Origin of the sequence: Pseudoalteromonas 'SMAR', from assembly GCF_048515945.1 — a bacterium.
GTDB lineage: Bacteria > Pseudomonadota > Gammaproteobacteria > Enterobacterales > Alteromonadaceae > Pseudoalteromonas.
The window spans coordinates 134,060-154,054 of the sequence record NZ_JBLWMW010000001.1; the positions used below are offsets into that span (position 1 = coordinate 134,060).

Sequence of the window (19,995 nt, forward strand, 5' to 3'; positions counted from 1 at the left end):
GAGCAACAAGCCCAGTGCCTTGGTCAAGATTACCGTTCAGTAATGGCTGGTACTGGACGTAACTCTTCCCCTGTGTATTCAGCCGACGGACGGATAATACGGTTATCGGCACGTTGCTCCATCACATGCGCAGCCCAGCCAGTAAGGCGTGACATCACAAAGATAGGAGTAAACAGCTTGGTTGGAATGTTCATAAAGTTATAAGCCGATGCATGGAAGAAATCCGCATTACAGAATAGCTTCTTCTCACGCCACATAACTTCTTCACAGCGCACTGATACTGGGTATAACACAGTGTCGCCCACATCTTTGGCAAGCTTTTCTGACCATTTTTTGATGATTTCGTTACGCGGATCCGAATCGGCATAAATGGCGTGACCAAAGCCCATGATTTTCTCTTTGCGCTCAAGCATCCCCATCATTTCTTGCTCGGCATGATCAGCAGACTCAAACCGCTCAATCATTTCCATGGCGGCTTCGTTAGCCCCACCATGAAGTGGGCCACGTAGCGAGCCAATGGCACCGGTAATACAAGAATGCATATCAGAAAGCGTAGAAGCACACACACGAGCAGTGAAGGTAGACGCATTAAACTCATGCTCAGCATAAAGAATCAAAGACACATGCATAACGCGTTCATGCAGTTCACTTGGTTTTTTGCCGTGTAGCAAATGTAGGAAGTGAGCACCAATAGAGTCGTCGTCCGTTTCCACATCAATGCGCACGCCATCGTGGCTAAAGCGATACCAATAACAAATAATACTTGGGAAGCTGGCTAACATGCGATCTGTCACTTTCCCTTGTTGCTCAAAGCTTTCCTCGCCCTCAAGGTTACCTAGCATAGAACAACCGGTACGTAATACATCCATTGGGTGCGCATCTGCCGGAATACGCTCGAGTACTTCGCGTAGTGCTAATGGCAAGCCACGCATTGCTTTTAATTCACTTTTATAGTTGTCTAGCTCTGCTTGGTTAGGCAGCTTACCTTTTAAGATAAGGTAAGCCACTTCTTCAAACTGACAGTGTTCAGCCAGCTCCTTGACGTCGTAGCCGCGGTAAGTCAGACCTGAGCCTGATTTACCTACTGTTGATAATGCGGTTTTACCTGCTACTTGACCACGAAGGCCTGCGCCACTTAGTACTTTAGCCATTTTGTTGTCTCCTGAATTTTTTACCTGCTGAGGATTAATTTTTATCTCGCTGACGCTGCCAGCGAGTTGAATTTTTTACTTATTTTTGCCTTCGGCGAATAAGGCATCTAGCTTTTGCTCATACTCGTGATAGCCGAGGTAATCGTACAAGTCCATGCGAGTTTGCATGGTATCGATCACCGCTTTTTGGTCGCCATTTTGTAAAATAGATTGGTATACCAGCTCTGCTGCTTTGTTCATGGCTCTGAAGGCACTTAATGGATACAGCACCATATCAACGCCCCACTCGCCCAGCTCGCTTTTGTTCCAAAGCTCGGTTTTACCAAACTCAGTAATATTAGCCAAAATTGGCACATCCAGCGCTTCACTGAAGGCACGATAGTGTTCTTCGGTTTGCACCGCTTCTGCGAAAATGCCGTCAGCACCTGCTTCCACATAGGCTTTGGCACGAGCGATAGCTGCTTCTAAGCCCTCTTGCGCAAAGGAGTCGGTTCTGGCCATGATGAAAAAGTCTGGATCGGTGCGGGCATCAACGGCTGCTTTAATGCGGTCGACCATTTCTGCTGTGGATACGATTTCTTTGTTAGGACGGTGGCCACAACGCTTTTGTGCCACTTGGTCTTCCATATGAACCGCCGCAGCACCGGCTTTTTCCATATCACGGATGGTTTTAGCAATATTAAATGCCCCACCCCAACCGGTATCAATATCCACCATTAAAGGTAGATCACACGCAGAGGTAATGCGATCGACATCAGCAATCACGTCATTTAACGACGTCATGCCTAAGTCAGGTAAGCCATAAGAAGCGTTAGCAACACCGCCACCCGATAAGTAAATGGCTTGGTGACCAATTTTCTTGGCCATAATCGCGCTGTAAGCGTTAATAGTGCCGACTATTTGTAATGGTTGATTGGCTTTTAGTGCCTCACGAAATTTTTTTCCTGCGCTCATGATGTTCTCTCTTAAAAGTGTGATTGATTGCTTGCTAACTTGGCTGCGATGTTATTTTTAGAATATTGGATATGTCGACGCATTAGGATCTCGGCCAACTCTGGGTCGCGATTACTGATAGCGCGCACAATGTGTTTATGCTCATCAAAGGCGGTAGTGACTCTGGGCCCTGCCATGCCTAATTGCACACGGTACATGCGCACAAGGTGATAAAGGCCGTTCACCAACATCGATATTAAACTGGCGTTTTTGCTGCCTAAGATAATGCGGTAATGAAAATCTAAATCACCCGCTTCTTGGTAGTACGAATGCTGGTTCTTTACCTCATCAAACTGACTCGACAGCAGCTGCTCTAAATCCGCCACTTCGCCATCGCTCATGTGCTGTGCCGCCAACCTGGCTGCCATGCCTTCTAGTGCTTCTCTGATCTGATACAGCTCCAGTAGCCCCTCAGGGGTCAGAGTAACCACTCTGGCACCGACATTGGCTTTGCGCTCGACTAAATGGCACGACTCTAAACGGTTGATGGCCTCCCGCACCACGGCACGACTGACCTCATACTTTGTCGACAATTCCATTTCACTGAGCTTAGACCCTGCCGCGATCTCTCCTTCCACTATCTCTTTGCGTAGTCGAAAGAAGGCTTTATCAGAGGAGGTAACGGCTTGTTCGTCAAAAAAGCTCATCATCAGTTAGTCTATTATAATGCTTTAAGTGCTAAACAATATAGTGCTGCTTTACGTGTGCGTCAACCTCAAAAGCACAACATTGTCGACAATAAGACCAATAGACAGTATTCACCATATTTATGGTAATGACACAATTTAAACCTAAATCGATGTTAACTTTTGCAGCCCAGTATATTTAGACATAGTATTTAGCTAGCTATTGTTATTCGAGGCCTGAATGAGACGCTTTGCACTACTGCTCACCATATTGTTACTGACCCTTTCGCCACTAAGTGCGAAAGAGTATCAGGTATTGGTGTATCACGGTGCCAACCCTCCTTACTACTACTTGCAGCAAGGAAAAGAAACGGGATTATTTGTCGACATTTTTGCCGAGCTGGCTCAACGCACAGGTCATCAGTTTACCTTTATGCCTTTGTCTGTTGCCCGAGGTAGTCGCTTCTTTGACCAGGGCAAAGTGGATATTGAACCTGGGATCAACCCTCTATGGCGTCAAGGTGCCGAAGTTCCTGGTATCTATTCAATCAGTTATGCATACAGCCGAGAAGTGATTTTAGGGCGGGCCAACTCGTGCCCGGTGAATGCCACTCCTGAAGACTTTTACGGTGCTTTGGTGGGCAAAGTAAGAGGCTATCATTACGGCGATTTTGACGCTCACCTAGGTACCAACCGCATTGTTGCTTACGAAAATGTCTCTGAAAAAGAACTACTAGCGCAACTGGCACACCAAAGGCTCGACTATATTATGATAGGCGATGTGACCGCCGACTTTTATATTGCTCATCAAGAAGCTTACCGTGATTTTGAAGAGTGCTATGAAATTAGTCGTTTGCCTGTGAACATGCGCTTGCAGCCAAAACTTACGCAACTACAACAAACCATGAATAAAGCACTAAGACAAATGGTTAATGACGGAACCGTAAAAGCCATCTATTCTAAATATAGGTTGAGCCATTGATGTCCGAGCTTTATGAAAAACTGTTTCTCTTTGTGTAGTTGGCTATTTCTTTGCTTATCTTTAATGCTAAGCCAATCATCATATGCTCAATTACAAGTATTCACCGAACTCTCACCGCCTAACCAGACCTTACAAAACAACCAAGTAGCTGGGACTAGTACGGCCTTAGTAAGGCAAATTTTACAGCGCGCTAATTTAACTGGCGAATTTATCATGTACCCGTGGGCCCGAGCATATAACTCAACCTTAAAACAGCCAAATGGGCTGATTTACAGCATGGCGAAAACGCCGGAAAGAGAAGATTTATTTCATTGGATTGGCGCTGTTGCCGTGTTTCACTTAGGTTTTGTGTCTAACCGCTACCGCTCAGACATTCAGATTAAAAGTTTAGCGGATGCCAAGCAATATAAGATTGCAGTGCAGCGCGGTGACGTCGCTGCAGGCACGCTCAAAGCACTAGGCTTCAATTTTATCGAAACCAGTGATATTCAAAAATCTTATGAGTTGCTGGTGGCAAACCGCGTCGATTTAGTGATTGATGATCCGCGTTACGTCACCAGTATGGCAGAGGCTCTTAACTTGCCAGATGATCACTTTGCATTTATTTATGACATTGAGCAGCTCACGGTAAAAGGCTATTTGGCTGCTAATAAACAGCTACCCGAGGCCGTTATCGTAGAGCTTCGTAAAGCTTTTGAGCAAGTGGCAACCAGCGCAGAATATAAAAAAGTGCTAGAGCTTTAAGGCAAAAAAAGCACAGGGTGAGCTGTGCTTTTATGGATGAGAAAGAAAATAGTTGTAACTAGAGTGCTTAATCTACCGCAGTGATCACGGTATCAATTAAGTGGATCACGCCATTTGCAGTGTAAATGTCTGTTTGGGTGACATTACTGCCTTCCACTTGCAAACCTGAAGTCGGTAAGCTCACTTGCCACCAGACGTCGTTGACTCCCTGCCCCATGGCATCTCCCGCTTGGCTATCACCACTGTAAGTGTATAAAGGTCTGCCAAGGTAAGCGGCCTGCATGCTGCCATCGGCACGCGCCATTAAAGACAAGCCGGCGATATTTTCAATTTGCTCTGCGGTGGCGATGACTGGCGGCCACGTTTGTGCACAGGCATCATTACATTGGCTTTGAGCAAAGGTTAAGTCGTTATCAAATACATACAGCGTACGGCCCGCTTGCTCTAAACCATTCCCGGTAACTAGACGCTGCTGTTCGCTGTTATAAGCAATGGCATCTGCAGTGGTATTGCTGGTTGCGGCAAAGTCATAGACGTTAATATCTACCTGATTACCAGCCACCGTTGTGGCTTTTTCACCATTTAAGGAAAAGGCGGTGGCACTGCTTGCCTCTAGTGGCAACACATGTAGTGTCAAAACTTGCGTTAGAGCGTCGCTGTCAGCAAGGAGCGCCGACAAGGTTGCAGAGGGGATCTTGTTAAACGCAGCGTTCGTGGGAGCAAACACAGTAAACTGTGCCTCGGTATTAGCTAGGGTATCAACTAAATCAGCCGCTTGCAGCGCACTTACTAAAGTCGATAAGTCTTCTCTCGCCACGGCAGCATCAACTATGGTGTTTTCAGTAGCCATTTTCTCAGTGGGCGGCATGATAACCTTGTCTAGCACATGGATCACCCCATTATCAGCTTCAACATTAGCGCTGCGGATCACGGCATCGTTAATGAACAATTTACTATCGACCATGCTCAGTACACTGGCGTCCTGATTCGCCATAGTAACGGAATTCTCGCTTGAACTGGCGACACTGGCGGCTGCATCAGACATCACGCTTTGGCCTGCAATCACATGATAAAGCAAGATATCTTTTAGCTTGTCGGGGTCGCCTGCCAAGGCGGTCAGGGTTTCTTGGCCTAACGCCGCAAACGCTGCATCTGTAGGCGCAAATACGGTAAATTGCGTGGTTGGATCGGCCAACTCCGAATCTAAGCCAGTTTCGCTGACTAGGTTCAATAAAGTAGTAAAGCTGCCAGCTTGCGCCGCCACAGCCGGGATTAATCCTTTAGACTCAGGCACTGTTACTTCATCAACAATCACTGCATCAATCACATGAATAATACCGTTTGCCGCCGCAATGTCGGTTTGCGTAACGCTGACACCAGCAAATTTAAGCAGGTCTGTTTCAGCGTCAATGGTAATAGGTAACGAATTACCTAGCAGTGTTTGCGCACTTTGGCCATTTAGTGACATGGCGGTGACAGCATCCACTTTACCACTGACGATATGTTGTTTAAGGATATCACCGAGGACGTCGGGGTTGGCCAGTAAAGTATTGATAGTGTCTTGACCTAGCGCCGCAAATGCAGCATCGGTTGGCGCAAAGACAGTCAAATCATCACTTCCCGCCAAAGCGCCACTTAACCTAGCCACTTCAGCAGCTTGTAACAAGGTATCAAAGTTACCGGCAGACGCAGCCACCTCGGCAATGGTCATGTCAGCAGTGGCCTCTTGTGGAGGCATTAACACAGCGTCGATAACGTGAATGATGCCATTGTCAGTGGTGATATCGGTTTGCGTAACGGTTGCGGTATTCACCAACAGCGAATCACCATTGAGAGATAAGGCAATGTTTGCACCATTGACAGTTTCAACAGTTTGACCCGCAGCGGCAACGGCTGCTTCAGCATTCACCTCCGAACCAATAACATGGTAAGTCAAAATGTTGCTTAAGGTATCGGGGTCGGCAAGTAAACCATTGATGGTGTCTTCGCCTAATAGTGCAAAGGCGTCATCTGTTGGAGCAAATACAGTAAAGCTTGAACCTGTATCATCTAAGGTAGCGTCAAGGCCAGTTGCTTCTAGTGCAGCTACCAGAGTGTTAAAGCTACCAGCCGCTTTCGCAGCATCGTAAATTGACGTTTCTTCAACCACTGGCGGTGGCGTAGGAGGGGTAATTGTTTGGTCGTCGTCATCAGAGCAAGCACTTAACAGCAGAGTTGCGCTGAGCATGGTTATTGTTACTATTTTGTTCACGATAATCTCCGTTTACTGGGTTAATCTTCCAGCAATACGGAGATTTTTTAAACAAGGATCAACGATTATAAAAAGCAAATTTAAGCTTTTTTAACAAACTTAGCCGTGACCATCATTTCGCCAACGCCATCCACTTTACAGTCTAACTCATGATCTTTTTTATCTAACACGCGGCGTACCAAGGCCTTAGTGCCAATTTTAATGACCTGAGAACTGCCTTTGATTTTCAAATCTTTTGCTACCGTCACTTTATCGCCGTCTGCCAAAAGTGTGCCGTTAGCATCTTTTACTTGGATTGCATCTTCTTCATCGATGGCATTAGGATCCCACTCGTATGCACATTCTGGGCAGATCAGTTGATTTTGATCTTCATAGACATACTCTGAGCTACATTTTGGGCACGGTGGTAAAGACATAAGCGATATTCCAGTTTTGGTTGTAGTAAAAGGGGTATCATAAACCTTTCTTACCACAACTGCCACTAAGTGAGACAAACAATGCTGTTTGCGGTTGGTAGAGACTTACTTTTGCAAGTGTTTAGTGAGTGAAAAGATACCCCTCAACTCACCAAGTTGATAACCAGTTGCTAAGTCATTGGGATAATAGTGCGTTAAGGCCTGTTTCACTTCTGGCGCAATATTTTCGCCATGGCAAGACAAGCATAATGGGGCTGTCACTATCGGACTGCTGTAACGAAAAGTGTTTGTAGAGATGGCACTGGTATGTTGCCGAGCTAGGGGTTGATTGTCAGCGATCATCGCCAAGTAATGTTGTAATTGCTGCTGCTCCCAGTTATCAGGTGCATTATTGGGGTTGCGATTTTTATTGCTCTTTCTGGCCACTTGCCAGCGGTCTGTAGAGAGTGAGGCGGCAATAACCGGAGCACGTTGTTGGCATACTTTGATGCCGTTAACTAAGCCACCCGCTTTAATCGCAGCACTCAGCTCAGACTTTAATTGGCCAGAAAATGCCTGCACCATTTTTTGAGCTTGAATCACTAGCTTTTCTTCGTCTGCTGCAGCCACTGCAACAGAGGCTATTGCAGCACTTAATAACGCCATATACCTAATCAATTTACTCATCTTGATACCTTTATATTAGAATCCTCTAATATAATAGAACAGAGTAAAAATATGACAATGTTCAAGTCTGTCAATCTTCAGCAAATTTGTTATAAATCAACAAAAACTAAGCAAAGACGGTGTGTTGCCAAACCTGTGGAGCAACCTAGACGGGAGATATGCGAGTGGTCGGGGAAGTGTGTGCCATCTACTTATAAAAAGGAGCAAAGTTCAGGCACAAAAAAAGCAAGCTTAAGCTTGCTTTTTGTCAGTCGTTTAAGCGATTAAAGCTTAACGATGTTCTCAGCTTGAGGACCTTTTTGGCCGTCAGTTACTGTGAATTCTACTCTCTCGCCTTCAGCAAGTGTACGGAAACCGTCACCTTTGATTGCGCTGAAGTGTGCGAACACGTCAGGGCCATTTTCTTGAGCGATGAAACCAAAACCTTTAGACTCGTTAAACCACTTAACGGTACCTGTAAGAGTGCTAGACATAATACTAATCCTGATATAAAAACAAAAAATCAATGCTATCAATGTGCATTGATGAGCTATGCCCATGTGGGCGCATAGACCTAAATTTGTAGAGTGGATAAAACTTCAGGACGGTACTACTACAAGCAAACACTTATACAACAACGTAATGGAGATTTTTAAACACTGACTCAAATTCTGTCTATGAACATCATATAGGGATTCCTCCCTAAGTCAATACATTTTTAACTATCAATATGACTTGTTAATGACAAGCTTAAATCTAGCGATAATAAACTGGTAATTTATTGTTTTTGTGATTATTTAATCGTGCCGACGGCGCTTAAATTACAGGCCTTATGGCCTTGAACAAAAATAAACTTGCGGTGTCATACTAACCCCCTTGCACATGAACATCAAAACGGAGCTTGCGTTAAAACTCAAACTCTAATGCCAAGCGGAAGCTATGATCTTTGCCCGACTGACTGACCTCAGTAATGAACCCAGCCTCCCACTTTAGTTGCCGTTGGCCTTGAAAGCGATAAAGCCCAATAAAACCAGGCCCAATGCCAACAAAGTCTTCGCCTGAATAGAGCTCAATGGCGGGCTGAAAAGCGCTATATAGGCGGTACCGTACTTGCGCACGAAACTCCGTCTCCCACTCATTGTTTATTTCACTTCCCCATTCTTTAACTAAAAACGCATTGAGGGTAATGCTGGTACGACCGAACTCTTTTTCCAATAAAAACCCTGTAGTGGCTTCATAGGCTTTGGATTTATGCTGTTTTTCAAGTTCGAATAGCATACCAATATCCGCCCAATATCGGCCCTGCTCCACAAGCTGCCAACGCGACTCAATTTCATAGGCGGCTAAATCAAAGTTACCGGTATTATCTCGTTCACCGATAAGGTAACCTTCGGCTGTGACGGTTTCAGACAGACTCCACCCTAAGCCTAGGCGCTGGGCTAAGACATTACCCGCTTCAGTTTGCCGTGATAACAATCGCCACTCCAGCTCTCTTTCTAATGGTAATACATAAGGGTGGTAGACCTTGTCGACGACCATGCCGTCGGCCCGGCAAGTAGCGCTGAACAACCACATTAACAGCACCGTTAAAACCCATACAATGCTATTTTGCATGTCGTTGCCTCCAAATAGAAATGCCTAAGAACAGGCTCAGTGCAGCAACATAGCCGGCTAAAGAAGCGCTATTCGGTGTCGCTTCATACCCCACTAATATTCGCAGCAGCCGACCCATAACGCTGTGCTCATCAATCCACCCTCGTAAGTCTAAACTCACCGGGTTCGCAGCAATAAAATCAACTTGCAGGGCTAAATCTAATGCCATAGCCACCTTGCTAGCAGCGTGTAATGCCAACAGCAGTAATAAAACCAACACCACCTTGTTACTGCGAAACCAGTCGAGGAAGAAAAACAACAAAGTAGAAAAACTAAAACAGATCCCTATGCCAAGGACAACACCTAATGCCAATGATTGGCTGCCTGATACTTGCCAATAAGAGAAAGTAAAACTAGCCAGGTGATGCAAGTGCAGTATGGCCACTAATGCCAGCGCCAACATTGCAAAATGTGCTCCTTTTGCAGTAAAAGTAAACAAAAGTAAACCATAAATTGCCAACAACAACGTGATTTGCAGCAATTCTAAACCACGGAACTGAAAACTGCTGGCTATAGCAGAGCCAAACCACCACACCAACAGCCCACCAGCAACCCCCACTATAGTGGCCTGAAGTGTGGCTTTGTTTGATAACTGCGCCGGAGTGCACAGCACTATCAAGACCCATAATACCGTCACAGGTAATAATTGATTAACGGTGACAACCACTGAGTTAAGGAGCATTGTAAACCTCCTTTACAACCACTACCCCTTGAGCAGTATTAGGTGAAAACTCACCAAAAAAACGGTATTCGCCAGGTGCAAGCGGACCAATGTAAATCACGCTTTTCTGCTTGGGAAAAAGCACTTTCTCACGGTTTAAATCAAAGCTGTCAAACTCCTCCGCTTGACTGTCTTGATTATCAATAATGAGCTTTACTTTCTTGTTGGCCGGTACTTCAATTTTTGCCGGCGTAAATAAATGATTTTTTAAGGTAATGCTAAAACTTTCCGTGGCCTGTGCACGCACAGAGGCACTCGAGGCAACCAACCATAAAAAAAACATTACTCCAGTGCGATTAATCCGTAACATGCAAGCCTCGCGGTAAGCTAACACGCACATGCAAACCACCTAAGTGGCTACGCTGAAACTGGATGTGTCCTTGATAGATAGAAATAATATGACTGACAATAGCCATGCCCAGCCCGGCTCCCTTTTCGCCTGATGGATGTTGATCGCCACCAACACGGTAAAAACGGTCAAACACTCGAGCTATTTCAGAGTCAGTCATCCCACAGCCCGAATCTTCTATTTGCCAAACCACTGTCTGCTGTTGGCTGGCAATTGAGACTCGGATCTCGCCGTCGGTAGGGGTGTATTTAATGGCATTACTGAGTAAATTGGAGAGCAATGTGGTTAAGGTAAATTGACACCCCATCAGAGTAAGTTGTTGTGGGGCTTCAAGGCTGATATGCAGATTCTTCGCTGCTACTTTGTCATAGTGATTAGCAATTAATGTTTGCGTTAATGCCACTAACTCTTGGCTAGAAAACTGTTTATGCCATAACTCAGGTTCGGTTCGTGCCAGTGTTAGCATTTGTTCAACCACATGGTTCAACTGCGCCAAGCCTTGTTGCATTGCACGGATGCTGGCATGGCTAATATCTTCACTTAAGTTATGAAGATGCACACGCAAACTGGCTATGGGCGTTTTTAATTCATGGGCGGCATCGGAAGCAAAATAACGCTCTTTTAAGTACGCCGCTTCCACCTTTTGTAGCAGGTCGTTTAACGTTGAGATCACGATGGCCACTTCGGCCTTATTACTATTAACTTGTAACTGTGCAAAATCTTTTGGGTTACGACTGCGAAGCTGAGTGGATAATATTCTTAGTGGTCGCAGTGAGGAATAAATAAGCCAGGCAATAAATGCCGCTAAAAGGGGTAATACCACCACTTGTGGAGTCATCGCGGCCACTATCATACTCTCAGCAAGGCTAAAGCGCTTTTCTACCGGCTCTGCCACCACTACTAGGCGTTCGGCAAACACTTCACTATAGGTTCGTAATCGCACTGGTCCGACATTTTGGGTTGCTAGGCCTGAAGCCAGCGACAATTGCTGCTGGTGTTCAACTAACAGCTCACTCCCAGCAATGGCTTTGCCATCCACAAGCACTAAAAAATAAAAAGCACCCGCGGTTTTTACCGGTGTCAGTGTTTCTAACTGCGTTAGTTGAGCATTCACAATGGTCGCAATGGCTTGCAGATGGCTATCAAGCTGTGTTTCAGCCATTGCCATACTGGCTTTATAACCTCTAAGCAGCGCCAAAGACATGGTTAACACCAAAGCCGATACCAGCACTAACGTGAGCTTTCGGGTAATGGAGATTTCACCATTAGCCTGCTTTTGCCTCACTCATCCCCCTTTGCAATCACATAACCAATACCACGCAAGGTTTTAATAAAATCTGCAGGCATTTTTTTACGCAGATGATGAATATGCACCTCAATGGCATTTGAGCCCAAGGTTTCTCCCCAGTCATACAGCTTGTCTTCAAGTTGCGTTTTGGACAGCACCCTACCTGCGTTTTCCATTAATGCTTTTAACAACATTAATTCTTTTCTTGGTAACTCTAGCGATTTACCGGCGGCTACCACCTCATGACTGGCAACGTCCAGCGTTACTTGCTGACAGCTCAATGTGCTGCTGGTTTGCTGCGTAAAGCGGCGACCAATCACCCGCAAACGAGCAAACAATTCCTCCGGTTCAAAAGGCTTAGCTAGGTAGTCATCGGCTCCCAGGTCTAACCCAGCCACCTTATCATCGAGACTATTTCTCGCCGTTAAAATGATCACGGCGGTTTGTTGCTGTTTGCGCTTTAGTGTTTTTAGCACGCTTAAACCGTCGCCATCGGGTAAGCCCAGGTCTAGCACCACCAAAGCAAACTCAGTGGCGGCAATAAACTGTTCAGCTTGTTGCTGAGTACAGGCATGCTCTACCGCATAGCCTTGTTTTTTTAACGACACTACCAAGCCTTGAGCCAGTAGCTCGTCATCTTCTACCAGTAATAGCCTCATTATTTCCTTCTTGCTAGCTTTTTCTCTACTTTAACCAACAGTTGACCGACCTCTTGTTGCCGATAGTGATCGGCTTTTTCTCTGCCATCGCGGCTTGGCGCTTGTTGTGCTTTTTTTAAGTGGTTCAGTGCCGCTTTGTAATCGTGCTCATCGTATAAGTACTGCGCATAAAAGTAGTTTACATCAATTCCCGTGGGATTGAGCGCTAATGATTGCTGAAATAATTGCTGCGCTTTTTTATCGCTGCCAAAACCGATAGGCCAACCCGGTACTTGCGCATACAAGGTGCCTAAACTGGTTAGCGCCGAACCAGACAAGGCCGTTTTATCTAAGTCAATTGCTTGCTCTAACGAGGCTTTGGCTTGTTTTGCTAACCCTAAGGCCCCAAGCCCACCTTTGGCTCCAGCAAAGCTCGACTGCACAATCCCTTGCCAAATATAGGCCTCGGCACGTTCAGGGTGTGCCGCTACCAATTGCTGACACTTTGCCACCAGTGCTTCGAAAGCCTGCTCTTGGGCGTCATCTTGCATTTCATAATTGACTTCTGCCCAACGCGTTTGCACTGCAGCTAACTCCTCCGAGAACCCTGCCCAAGCAGAATAACTAGTAAAAGTAATAAGGACTGATAAAGCAAGTGTAATTAATGTTTTCATCTTACTGACTCCTTGGTGGAAAAAATAGTTTCAATGGTCTTAAGCTGTTTAATTAGTGCTTTATCTAACAGCTCAGGAAAAAAGCCATTTAAGCGGGCAAAGCAGGTTTCGGCGAAGCCAACCGTAGAGCGCTTGCGTTTGCTGTGTAATAGTTTGATAAATGCTTGTGCCACCAGCTCAGGTGAATCCATCTGATTGCCAAGTGCCCGATTGACGGCATTACTTCTGTCGTCATTCATTTGCGTGACCGTGGCTCTGGGCGCTAAATACTTCACTTCCACCACGCCGTTTAGTTCGCGAGTAAGTGCTTCGGTAAAGCCACGAATGCCAAACTTACTGGCACAATAGCTGGTTTGATAGGGATAGCCGATGGCACCAAATGCAGATCCGACATTCACAATAGTGCCAGTAGAGGCTTGCAGCTGAGGTAAACAAGCCTGAGTGATGAGCATCGGCGCCACTAAGTTGGTTTGAATGTGTTGCTGTATTGCTTGCGCAGGAATATCAGCAAATGCCGACATGGTGTTAATGCCAGCGTTATTAACCAATAAGCTCGCACCGCCCATTTTTTGGGCTTTATTGGCAATACTTTGTGCCGCATTGTCTGCTGCGACATCGATAGCTAAATAATCGTGCTCGCCATCCAGTGAAGCAATAACTTGCTGTAGGCGCTCAAGGTCACGACCAATCAATAAACAGCGCCAGTTGTGTAGTGCCAACTGCTTACAAATAGCCCTTCCAATGCCCTTGGAAGCGCCAGTAACAATGGCTAACTTTGCATTACTCATTAGCTGGCCTCCGCAAATTGCAGCACTGCCGGCTCTTTCTCAATACTGCGAAACACATCACCATAAAGCCGATAAAAGCAGTTAGCGCTGTGAATGATCATGGCTTGCTCCTGCTCACAGGTAATGCGGTTCATTAAGCCCTTAAAAAAATCGATATGCTCAATGTCCAGAGCGCCATGGGAGGTTAAGTAGGAAAAAGCCTGTTTTGGTAAACCAAGCTGGTCACCAATGTGCAGAGCAGCTTGGTCTGCTAATGCGATTGATGTGCCCTCCAACACATTGACCATGCCAAAGAAGCACAACGGATGTTTACGATTGATGCAATCATAGGCATATGACACCATCATTTCAGTGGCAAAGCTGGGCTGACTATGACGCACCAACTCTTTATCTACGCCACATGCAGCGACATCATTTAAAATCCATTCTTGATGGCCCATTTCTTCCTCAATGTAATGACCGATGGCCTCTCGCAACCATTCTTTGCTGTCATCCAGCCTAGCACCACAAGCCATTAATAGTGGCACCGTATGTTTCACATGATGAAAAGCCTGCTGCAAAAACGAGATGTATTGGCCTTTGGTGATTTCTCCATGAAACACCTCGCGAATAATGTCGGCTTCTAGTAGGTATTGTCTTGCTTGCTCTGTTTGTGTCTGCAGTGTTTGGTAGAAGTTGCTCATAATACGATTCCTATTAGATGTGAAGAAATGACTCAGGTTGTAAGGGTAAGGCTTGCTGAGTGCCGTAAAGTGCAGCAATTGCACTTTGGTAGTGATGTAAAATAGCCTGTCGTTTGATTCGACCATTGGCCGTTAACAGGCCATTTTCGAGGCTAAAAGGCTGGTTTAATCGAATATAACTCTTAATGTGTGCGTAGTCGGGTAAGGTAGCATTGACCGATTCTAGTAACTGCTCAATATCTGCTGCTGACATACTGGCAGCAACGTACAGTAGCGCGCTGAGATAAGGCTGCCCCTCGCCTACCACCATGCATTGCAACACCTCGCCATGACTTAATAACACTGACTCTGGCCACTCTGGGGCAATATTACGTCCAAAGCTGTTAATAATCAGGTTCTTAACTCTTCCCTCAATGCGCAAGCCGTTTTCTGTCACACTCACTCGGTCCCCAGTGGCAAGCCACTGCTCTGGAGCCATGGCTTTGTCACCTAAATAGCCTAAAAAGTTGTTGCCACGTAGATAGAGCTCAGAGTCAACTACACGATACTCGATGTGCGGTAATGGCTGCCCGACATTGCCGTCTTGCCCTGCCGTGTTTAGCGCCACCACCGAGCCTACTTCTGACAGGCCGTAACCTTGAAAAACCGGTAAGCCGAGTTTGGCGGCCCGATGTAACAAAGAGACATCGACTTTAGCGCCACCAACGGCAATAAACTTGAGTGATGACGGTGGCAACCAACCCGTTCCGACGGCTTGACATAAAAAGCGCAGTAACTCAGGCACCACAATTAAACTGTTCGGCTGTGCAGCAGTAATAGCATTAAGCAGCTTGTTAGGATGGCTGAGTTGACTGCCCGTAAACCCTAACTCTGACAGCGCAACCACTTCAACACACCCACCTCGAAGTAAAGGTGCGTATACCCCCGCAATATTTTCCAGTAATACCGCCAATGGCAATAGACATAAGTGCTTTGGTTGGCTGAGCGTAATGACCTGAGCTAAGCTTTTTGCTACTTGCAGCTGATTTTGCCAAGACAAACATACCCCTTTAGGCGTCCCGGTTGAGCCCGAAGTGAAAGTCACTTTTTGGGTGTTTGGAAAGTACTCAACAGGGCCTGCGTCTTCCATTTCGTAAAGATGTAGTACTTCTCCGCAGACGTTGAGTGTTTTAGTCGCTTGCTTATCTTGGATTTCGTTATCCGCTAACAACCAAGAGGCACCTGATTGCTGTATGGCATGCGCTACTTGCTCGTCACTAAAAAATGCAGGTAATGGAATAGCGACTTTTGTGGTTGCGCTTAATGCTAAGTCACACAGCAACCATGGCAATGAGTTGTCTAGTTTTAGCGCAACGCTCTGGCCATGTAGCTGTGCCAATGTTTCACTGAGTTGCTGACATGCCTTTTGAGCTTGCGCGAAGGTTAACGTCACATCGGCTGCTCTAAACAGGACGTCGTTGCTTTGGTGCGGTAGTTGTGAAAACAGCTTAGGCATAGTTTAACGCCTCTTTTAAATTAACGGCTTCAGGGCTGAGATCGTGCAAGGCATGCTTGTATAGCGCAGTGCTTTGAATCACTTGCTGTGCATGACGCAAGTTAACGACGCACACTTTGGGCACACATTGGTAATAACTGCCGTAGTCTTTGGCGCTGGCAATATTGCCATTGGCATTGGAAATGATCTGGGCCTCAACCTGACATAGCGACAACAAGCTTCTTACTTGTTGCGTTGCGGTGAACACTAAGTGGTGAATGGAGTGCTGTAATAGTGCTTCAGTGAGAATAATAAAGTGCCCTAATGTCGCCATTCGGCCAGTGGAGTATAAGTTGCCCAACTCTGCGATTTCTGAGCGTTTAACCTGCTTTCCTAAATGCAGCTCAAGCGGCTGTTGCAAGTACTGCTCAACAAATAAAGGCGCATTAGCCGCCAAGCGTACACCTAAAAAACAACGACTGCGGCGATAGCTTAATTGGCTTAATAAAGGATAAAACTCATGGAGATCGGCACCAAAAGCATGGGCAAAGCCAGTATAAATTGCCGCTTCTAACTCGTGGCGCGATGCATCATTTGGTGATGCCCAGGTTAAACGACTGCTGGTTGATACGCTTGAAATTGCTTCGCCCATAACTACATACCTTGTTCAATTTGATATGAACAGAGTAAAAAGCGAAAATTAAGTAAACCTTAAGTGGAAAAATATTTTTTTACTTTACTGTTTATTGCCGTGAAACTAACGACTGCAGCCGATGTGAATTGCTTGCATGAACCGGCAAGCTAAGCGCAGCTCTGTGATAACCTGCGGCTTGCTTAACTCCAGAGTATTTGTGAACTTGCTACAGTGCGGTTTACAGGCACGGTTGAGTGCATCAATTTAAGTGCTTGCGCTTTGCTACCACGGTATTTGTTGCAAGCAGTTGCTCTGTCTCGGCTGCACTCATAGGCGCAAACAGGTGTTCGCCTTGCAGCATGTGGCAGCCTTTAAAACACAGGGATTTTGCCTGTAATTCCGATTCAACACCCACAGCAACACACTCTACATTCAAGCTTTTAGCCATAGACGCTATCAGCTTGGGCAGATCATTGTCATGGTCTTGCTGCTGAGCTAAAAACAGCGGCGAGATCTTAATGGTATCGACTATTAAACAACTTAAATAATCCATGCTAGCGGCGGCTACCCCAAAGTGATCAATGGCAATTTTAACGCCGCTGGTTTGCCATTTTTTTAACTGTGTTGCTGACTTATCGAGCAAGGTAATTAAATCACGCTCTTGAATTTCAATTTCAACTTGGTTTGCAGCTATCTGGTGGTGTTGGAGTAAATCACAAAAGTCACTTTGGCATTGGCTATCGAGTAATTCAGCCAGTGACAAATTAAAAGTAATAATCAAATTATTGTGCTGCTGTAACCACTCTTTTGCGCATTCAAGGGCTTTTGCGCGAACTTGGCTGCCAATTTCATTGATAAGAGCAGTTTGTTCTGCCATCGCCATAAAGCGGCTTGCAGAGTTCAGCTGATTAGGTTGCTGCCAGCGGGCCAGTACTTCGAGCTTCACTACTTTACGATTATAAGCATCGAGAACGGGTTGAAAATAAGGAATAAACTCATTTTGCTCTACGGCCACCCTGAGCGCTTGCTCTTGTAGAGTGTGTTGCTCAGAGGTTTGAACCAGCTCAGCATTATAAAATTGCCAGGCGTGTTGCTGTGACTTTTTGGCACGATACATCGCGGTGTCAGCATGTTTTAGCAAGGCCTCGGTGTCTTGACCATCATCGGGATACAAGGCAATACCAGCGCTCACTGTCGCTTTCAGGTTCACCTGCTGCAAAGTATACTGACCATTCACGCGCTCAAGTACCTTAGAAACCACTTTGCGAACGTGTCGCTTATCTTTAATGCTATCGATTAATAACACAAATTCGTCACCGCCCATGCGTGCCACGGTGTCGCAAGCACGGAGCTTGTCAGTTAAGCGACTGGCCACCTCTTTTAGTAATAAATCACCATAGTCATGGCCAAAAGTGTCGTTTATTTTTTTAAACTTATTAATATCTAAAAAGATCAAGGCAAACTGATGCCCAGCACGCTTACCTCGTTTACACGCTTGCACTAACCTATCTTGCAGTAACAAACGGTTGGGTAAGCCAGTCAGGGGATCATGATGGGCAAGATGGCTCAGTTTTTTTGCCATAATGCGCGATTCCGTGACGTCTTGAAATACCATCACCGTGCCAAGAAAACCGCCGTCTTTGGCAAAAATAGGCGAGAAAGAATCTTGAATGGCAAAGGTCAAGCCCAAGTGATTGGTAATGGATGTCAGCTCTGGCAAGCAAATCGTGTGACCTTTTTCTAAACATAAGCGCGGAAAGTCAGAGATCAAAGCTTTACTCTCTTCATTATACATTGCCATTACCTCATCGAACGGCTTACCCACCACCTCTTCATTTAATCGCGCTAATATCGCTTCAGAAACCGGGTTAATATAGGTGATCTTGCCCTCGGTATCAGTACAGATCACGCCATCACCAATGGAGCTTAATGTCACTTCTAACAGCTCTTTTTCTGCCTCTAACTCAGAAGCTAAGCGGGCTTCGCGCTCAATACTAATTAGAGCCAGGAGAAAGTGACCCAGCTCTAGTGCAACTAAAATAGGCTGATAGTTAACCTTTTTGTAGCTGATTCGGCTGTGATTTAACGCTGAACTGTGGTGCAGCTGCTTTAGCGTGGCCCAATTAATCCGCTGGGTGCCACTTGGGGTAAATTGCTGCAATGTCAGTAGGGCATCAAGGGGTTGGTGGTTGATGTCAGTGTGATTAAATATTGCTTGCGCTTGAGTGTTGCTCGCGAGGATATGGCCTTGGTTGTTTAGAGTCAGTAATGGTATGCCGGAGTGGATGTCATTATCAACGACAGCTAACCAGGTTGAGTTGGTTCGCAAATACATCAGTACTACGCTCATCAGCGCAGTGGTGGCAATGGCGATATACGCCTTATCGGAAAGAGTGATTAGCGCTAGTTTATCGAGCACTGTCATAACAACAAAGACACAGAGTAAAACGATGATTATCTTTGCTACAGTCACGCTATTAAGCGGTAATCGGGCTTTTAATTTTTTAAATAGTAAATGCATTAGACAAGTTACGTTTGCCCACTATTGGCCAGAGCATAGAGCTAAATATTGTCTACAATGGCAGTTTCTTCAAGCAAAGTCCGCGCTGCACTCACACTGTAAAGGGGTTTTACACCAATTCGCTTAATTAAGTGGTCTATTTGAGGCAAGAAAATTTTGTCGATAACACCGCTCTCGCGTCCTGCTACCGCCAAGGTACCTACATCCGTGTAGGCAAGGCAAAAATTTTGCTATTTAGTTGTTCTAAATAAGAAATTTTTAACGCAGTTAGCGTCAAATTTACTCCCTCAAATTGAGCAAGTATTAATGCGAGTTGGTGTTCTCCCTATTCAGACCATACTGCAAACTCGTTACCACTGGGTTCAATAAAGTGAAAGCGTCGGCCTCCAGGAAAACTAAAAGTGGCTTTGTTTACCCGTCCGCCGGCTTGCTCAACCAGAGCCTGCGTGGCTTCTAGCTCTTTGCTGTAAAGCACCACTAAAGCGCCACAAGTTTGCTGCTCAGAGTGAACATCGGCTCTAAAAAAGCCGCCATCGAGACCGGCATTACTGAATGCAATGTAATCGGGCCCATAAGATTGAAACTGCCAATCAAAGACTTGCTCGAAGAAGGCCTGAGTGGCTTCAAGATTGCTTGCTGCCATTTCTAGATAGTTGATTTTATGATGCATAATTGACTTCCTTTTACTCGGCTATTTTGAGTTTACATCGTATTAGGTGCTAAAGTGTAGCCCAGTTTGTTCAGCGTTAGTGACTGATTGTGCG

Annotated in this window: 21 protein-coding genes; 2 read left to right on the top strand and 19 right to left on the bottom strand. The window is 45.7% G+C overall.

Translation table 11 applies throughout. The annotated features are described in order from the left end of the window. Positions 1–29: 29 nt before the first annotated feature. The 3 genes from prpC to ACNKW2_RS00570 form a co-directional block, all read right to left on the bottom strand. Positions 30–1,151: a bifunctional 2-methylcitrate synthase/citrate synthase gene (prpC, locus tag ACNKW2_RS00560; protein ID WP_419146809.1), complete on the bottom strand. Its 1,122-nt coding sequence runs from the start codon at positions 1,149–1,151 to the stop codon at positions 30–32. A 75-nt stretch (positions 1,152–1,226) separates the two neighbouring features. Further along, complete coding sequence (prpB, locus tag ACNKW2_RS00565) at positions 1,227–2,105, bottom strand: methylisocitrate lyase (protein ID WP_336565356.1); 879 nt, start codon at positions 2,103–2,105, stop codon at positions 1,227–1,229. Positions 2,106–2,116: 11 nt separating this feature from the next. Beyond that, positions 2,117–2,791, bottom strand: a complete 675-nt coding sequence (locus tag ACNKW2_RS00570; RefSeq protein ID WP_336565610.1) for a GntR family transcriptional regulator — start codon at positions 2,789–2,791, stop codon at positions 2,117–2,119. Positions 2,792–3,011: 220 nt separating this feature from the next. Here ACNKW2_RS00570 and ACNKW2_RS00575 point away from each other — a divergent pair, with 220 nt between their 5' ends. Both ACNKW2_RS00575 and ACNKW2_RS00580 read left to right on the top strand, forming a co-directional pair. After that, a complete protein-coding gene (locus ACNKW2_RS00575; RefSeq protein WP_419146810.1) occupies positions 3,012–3,752 on the top strand; it encodes a substrate-binding periplasmic protein in 741 nt (246 codons plus the stop codon). Positions 3,753–3,965: 213 nt separating this feature from the next. Continuing rightward, positions 3,966–4,496 carry a substrate-binding periplasmic protein gene (locus ACNKW2_RS00580; protein ID WP_419146811.1) on the top strand — a complete coding sequence of 177 codons (531 nt, stop codon included), beginning with the start codon at positions 3,966–3,968 and terminating at the stop codon, positions 4,494–4,496. A gap of 67 nt (positions 4,497–4,563) precedes the next feature. On the opposite strand, the gene ACNKW2_RS00585 is transcribed toward ACNKW2_RS00580, so the two are convergent. The 16 genes from ACNKW2_RS00585 to ACNKW2_RS00660 form a co-directional block, all read right to left on the bottom strand. Then, positions 4,564–6,747: a fasciclin domain-containing protein gene (locus ACNKW2_RS00585; protein ID WP_419146812.1), complete on the bottom strand. Its 2,184-nt coding sequence runs from the start codon at positions 6,745–6,747 to the stop codon at positions 4,564–4,566. An 80-nt stretch (positions 6,748–6,827) separates the two neighbouring features. Further along, positions 6,828–7,163 (bottom strand): zinc ribbon domain-containing protein YjdM, encoded by a 336-nt coding sequence (locus tag ACNKW2_RS00590; protein WP_336565360.1) that lies wholly within the window; start codon positions 7,161–7,163, stop codon positions 6,828–6,830. Between the two features lie 105 nt (positions 7,164–7,268). Beyond that, positions 7,269–7,829: a Tll0287-like domain-containing protein gene (locus ACNKW2_RS00595; protein ID WP_419146813.1), complete on the bottom strand. Its 561-nt coding sequence runs from the start codon at positions 7,827–7,829 to the stop codon at positions 7,269–7,271. A 263-nt stretch (positions 7,830–8,092) separates the two neighbouring features. After that, positions 8,093–8,302 carry a cold-shock protein gene (locus tag ACNKW2_RS00600; RefSeq protein WP_099029882.1) on the bottom strand — a complete coding sequence of 70 codons (210 nt, stop codon included), beginning with the start codon at positions 8,300–8,302 and terminating at the stop codon, positions 8,093–8,095. A gap of 412 nt (positions 8,303–8,714) precedes the next feature. Further along, positions 8,715–9,383, bottom strand: a complete 669-nt coding sequence (locus ACNKW2_RS00605; RefSeq protein ID WP_419146929.1) for a hypothetical protein — start codon at positions 9,381–9,383, stop codon at positions 8,715–8,717. A 28-nt stretch (positions 9,384–9,411) separates the two neighbouring features. Next, positions 9,412–10,143: a hypothetical protein gene (locus ACNKW2_RS00610; RefSeq protein ID WP_419146814.1), complete on the bottom strand. Its 732-nt coding sequence runs from the start codon at positions 10,141–10,143 to the stop codon at positions 9,412–9,414. Further along, positions 10,133–10,465 (bottom strand): cupredoxin domain-containing protein, encoded by a 333-nt coding sequence (locus ACNKW2_RS00615; RefSeq protein ID WP_419146815.1) that lies wholly within the window; start codon positions 10,463–10,465, stop codon positions 10,133–10,135. Before ACNKW2_RS00615 ends, ACNKW2_RS00610 begins: the two co-directional genes overlap by 11 nt. Positions 10,466–10,478: 13 nt before the next feature. Continuing rightward, positions 10,479–11,816 carry an ATP-binding protein gene (locus ACNKW2_RS00620; protein ID WP_419146816.1) on the bottom strand — a complete coding sequence of 446 codons (1,338 nt, stop codon included), beginning with the start codon at positions 11,814–11,816 and terminating at the stop codon, positions 10,479–10,481. Beyond that, positions 11,813–12,478 carry a response regulator gene (locus ACNKW2_RS00625; protein WP_419146817.1) on the bottom strand — a complete coding sequence of 222 codons (666 nt, stop codon included), beginning with the start codon at positions 12,476–12,478 and terminating at the stop codon, positions 11,813–11,815. The genes ACNKW2_RS00620 and ACNKW2_RS00625 overlap by 4 nt, the downstream gene beginning before the upstream one ends. Further along, positions 12,478–13,131, bottom strand: coding sequence for a tetratricopeptide repeat protein (locus ACNKW2_RS00630; protein WP_419146818.1), 654 nt, complete (start codon positions 13,129–13,131; stop codon positions 12,478–12,480). Before ACNKW2_RS00630 ends, ACNKW2_RS00625 begins: the two co-directional genes overlap by 1 nt. After that, a complete protein-coding gene (locus ACNKW2_RS00635; protein WP_419146819.1) occupies positions 13,128–13,919 on the bottom strand; it encodes an SDR family oxidoreductase in 792 nt (263 codons plus the stop codon). The genes ACNKW2_RS00630 and ACNKW2_RS00635 overlap by 4 nt, the downstream gene beginning before the upstream one ends. Beyond that, positions 13,919–14,602 (bottom strand): iron-containing redox enzyme family protein, encoded by a 684-nt coding sequence (locus tag ACNKW2_RS00640; RefSeq protein WP_419146820.1) that lies wholly within the window; start codon positions 14,600–14,602, stop codon positions 13,919–13,921. The genes ACNKW2_RS00635 and ACNKW2_RS00640 overlap by 1 nt, the downstream gene beginning before the upstream one ends. A 13-nt stretch (positions 14,603–14,615) precedes the next feature. Continuing rightward, positions 14,616–16,097 carry an AMP-binding protein gene (locus ACNKW2_RS00645; RefSeq protein WP_419146821.1) on the bottom strand — a complete coding sequence of 494 codons (1,482 nt, stop codon included), beginning with the start codon at positions 16,095–16,097 and terminating at the stop codon, positions 14,616–14,618. Next, positions 16,090–16,728 carry a thermostable hemolysin gene (locus tag ACNKW2_RS00650; RefSeq protein WP_419146822.1) on the bottom strand — a complete coding sequence of 213 codons (639 nt, stop codon included), beginning with the start codon at positions 16,726–16,728 and terminating at the stop codon, positions 16,090–16,092. The genes ACNKW2_RS00645 and ACNKW2_RS00650 overlap by 8 nt, the downstream gene beginning before the upstream one ends. 241 nt (positions 16,729–16,969) lie before the next feature. After that, a complete protein-coding gene (locus ACNKW2_RS00655; protein ID WP_419146930.1) occupies positions 16,970–19,135 on the bottom strand; it encodes a sensor domain-containing protein in 2,166 nt (721 codons plus the stop codon). Positions 19,136–19,556: 421 nt separating this feature from the next. Beyond that, positions 19,557–19,901, bottom strand: a complete 345-nt coding sequence (locus ACNKW2_RS00660; protein ID WP_419146823.1) for a VOC family protein — start codon at positions 19,899–19,901, stop codon at positions 19,557–19,559. Positions 19,902–19,995: the final 94 nt, after the last annotated feature.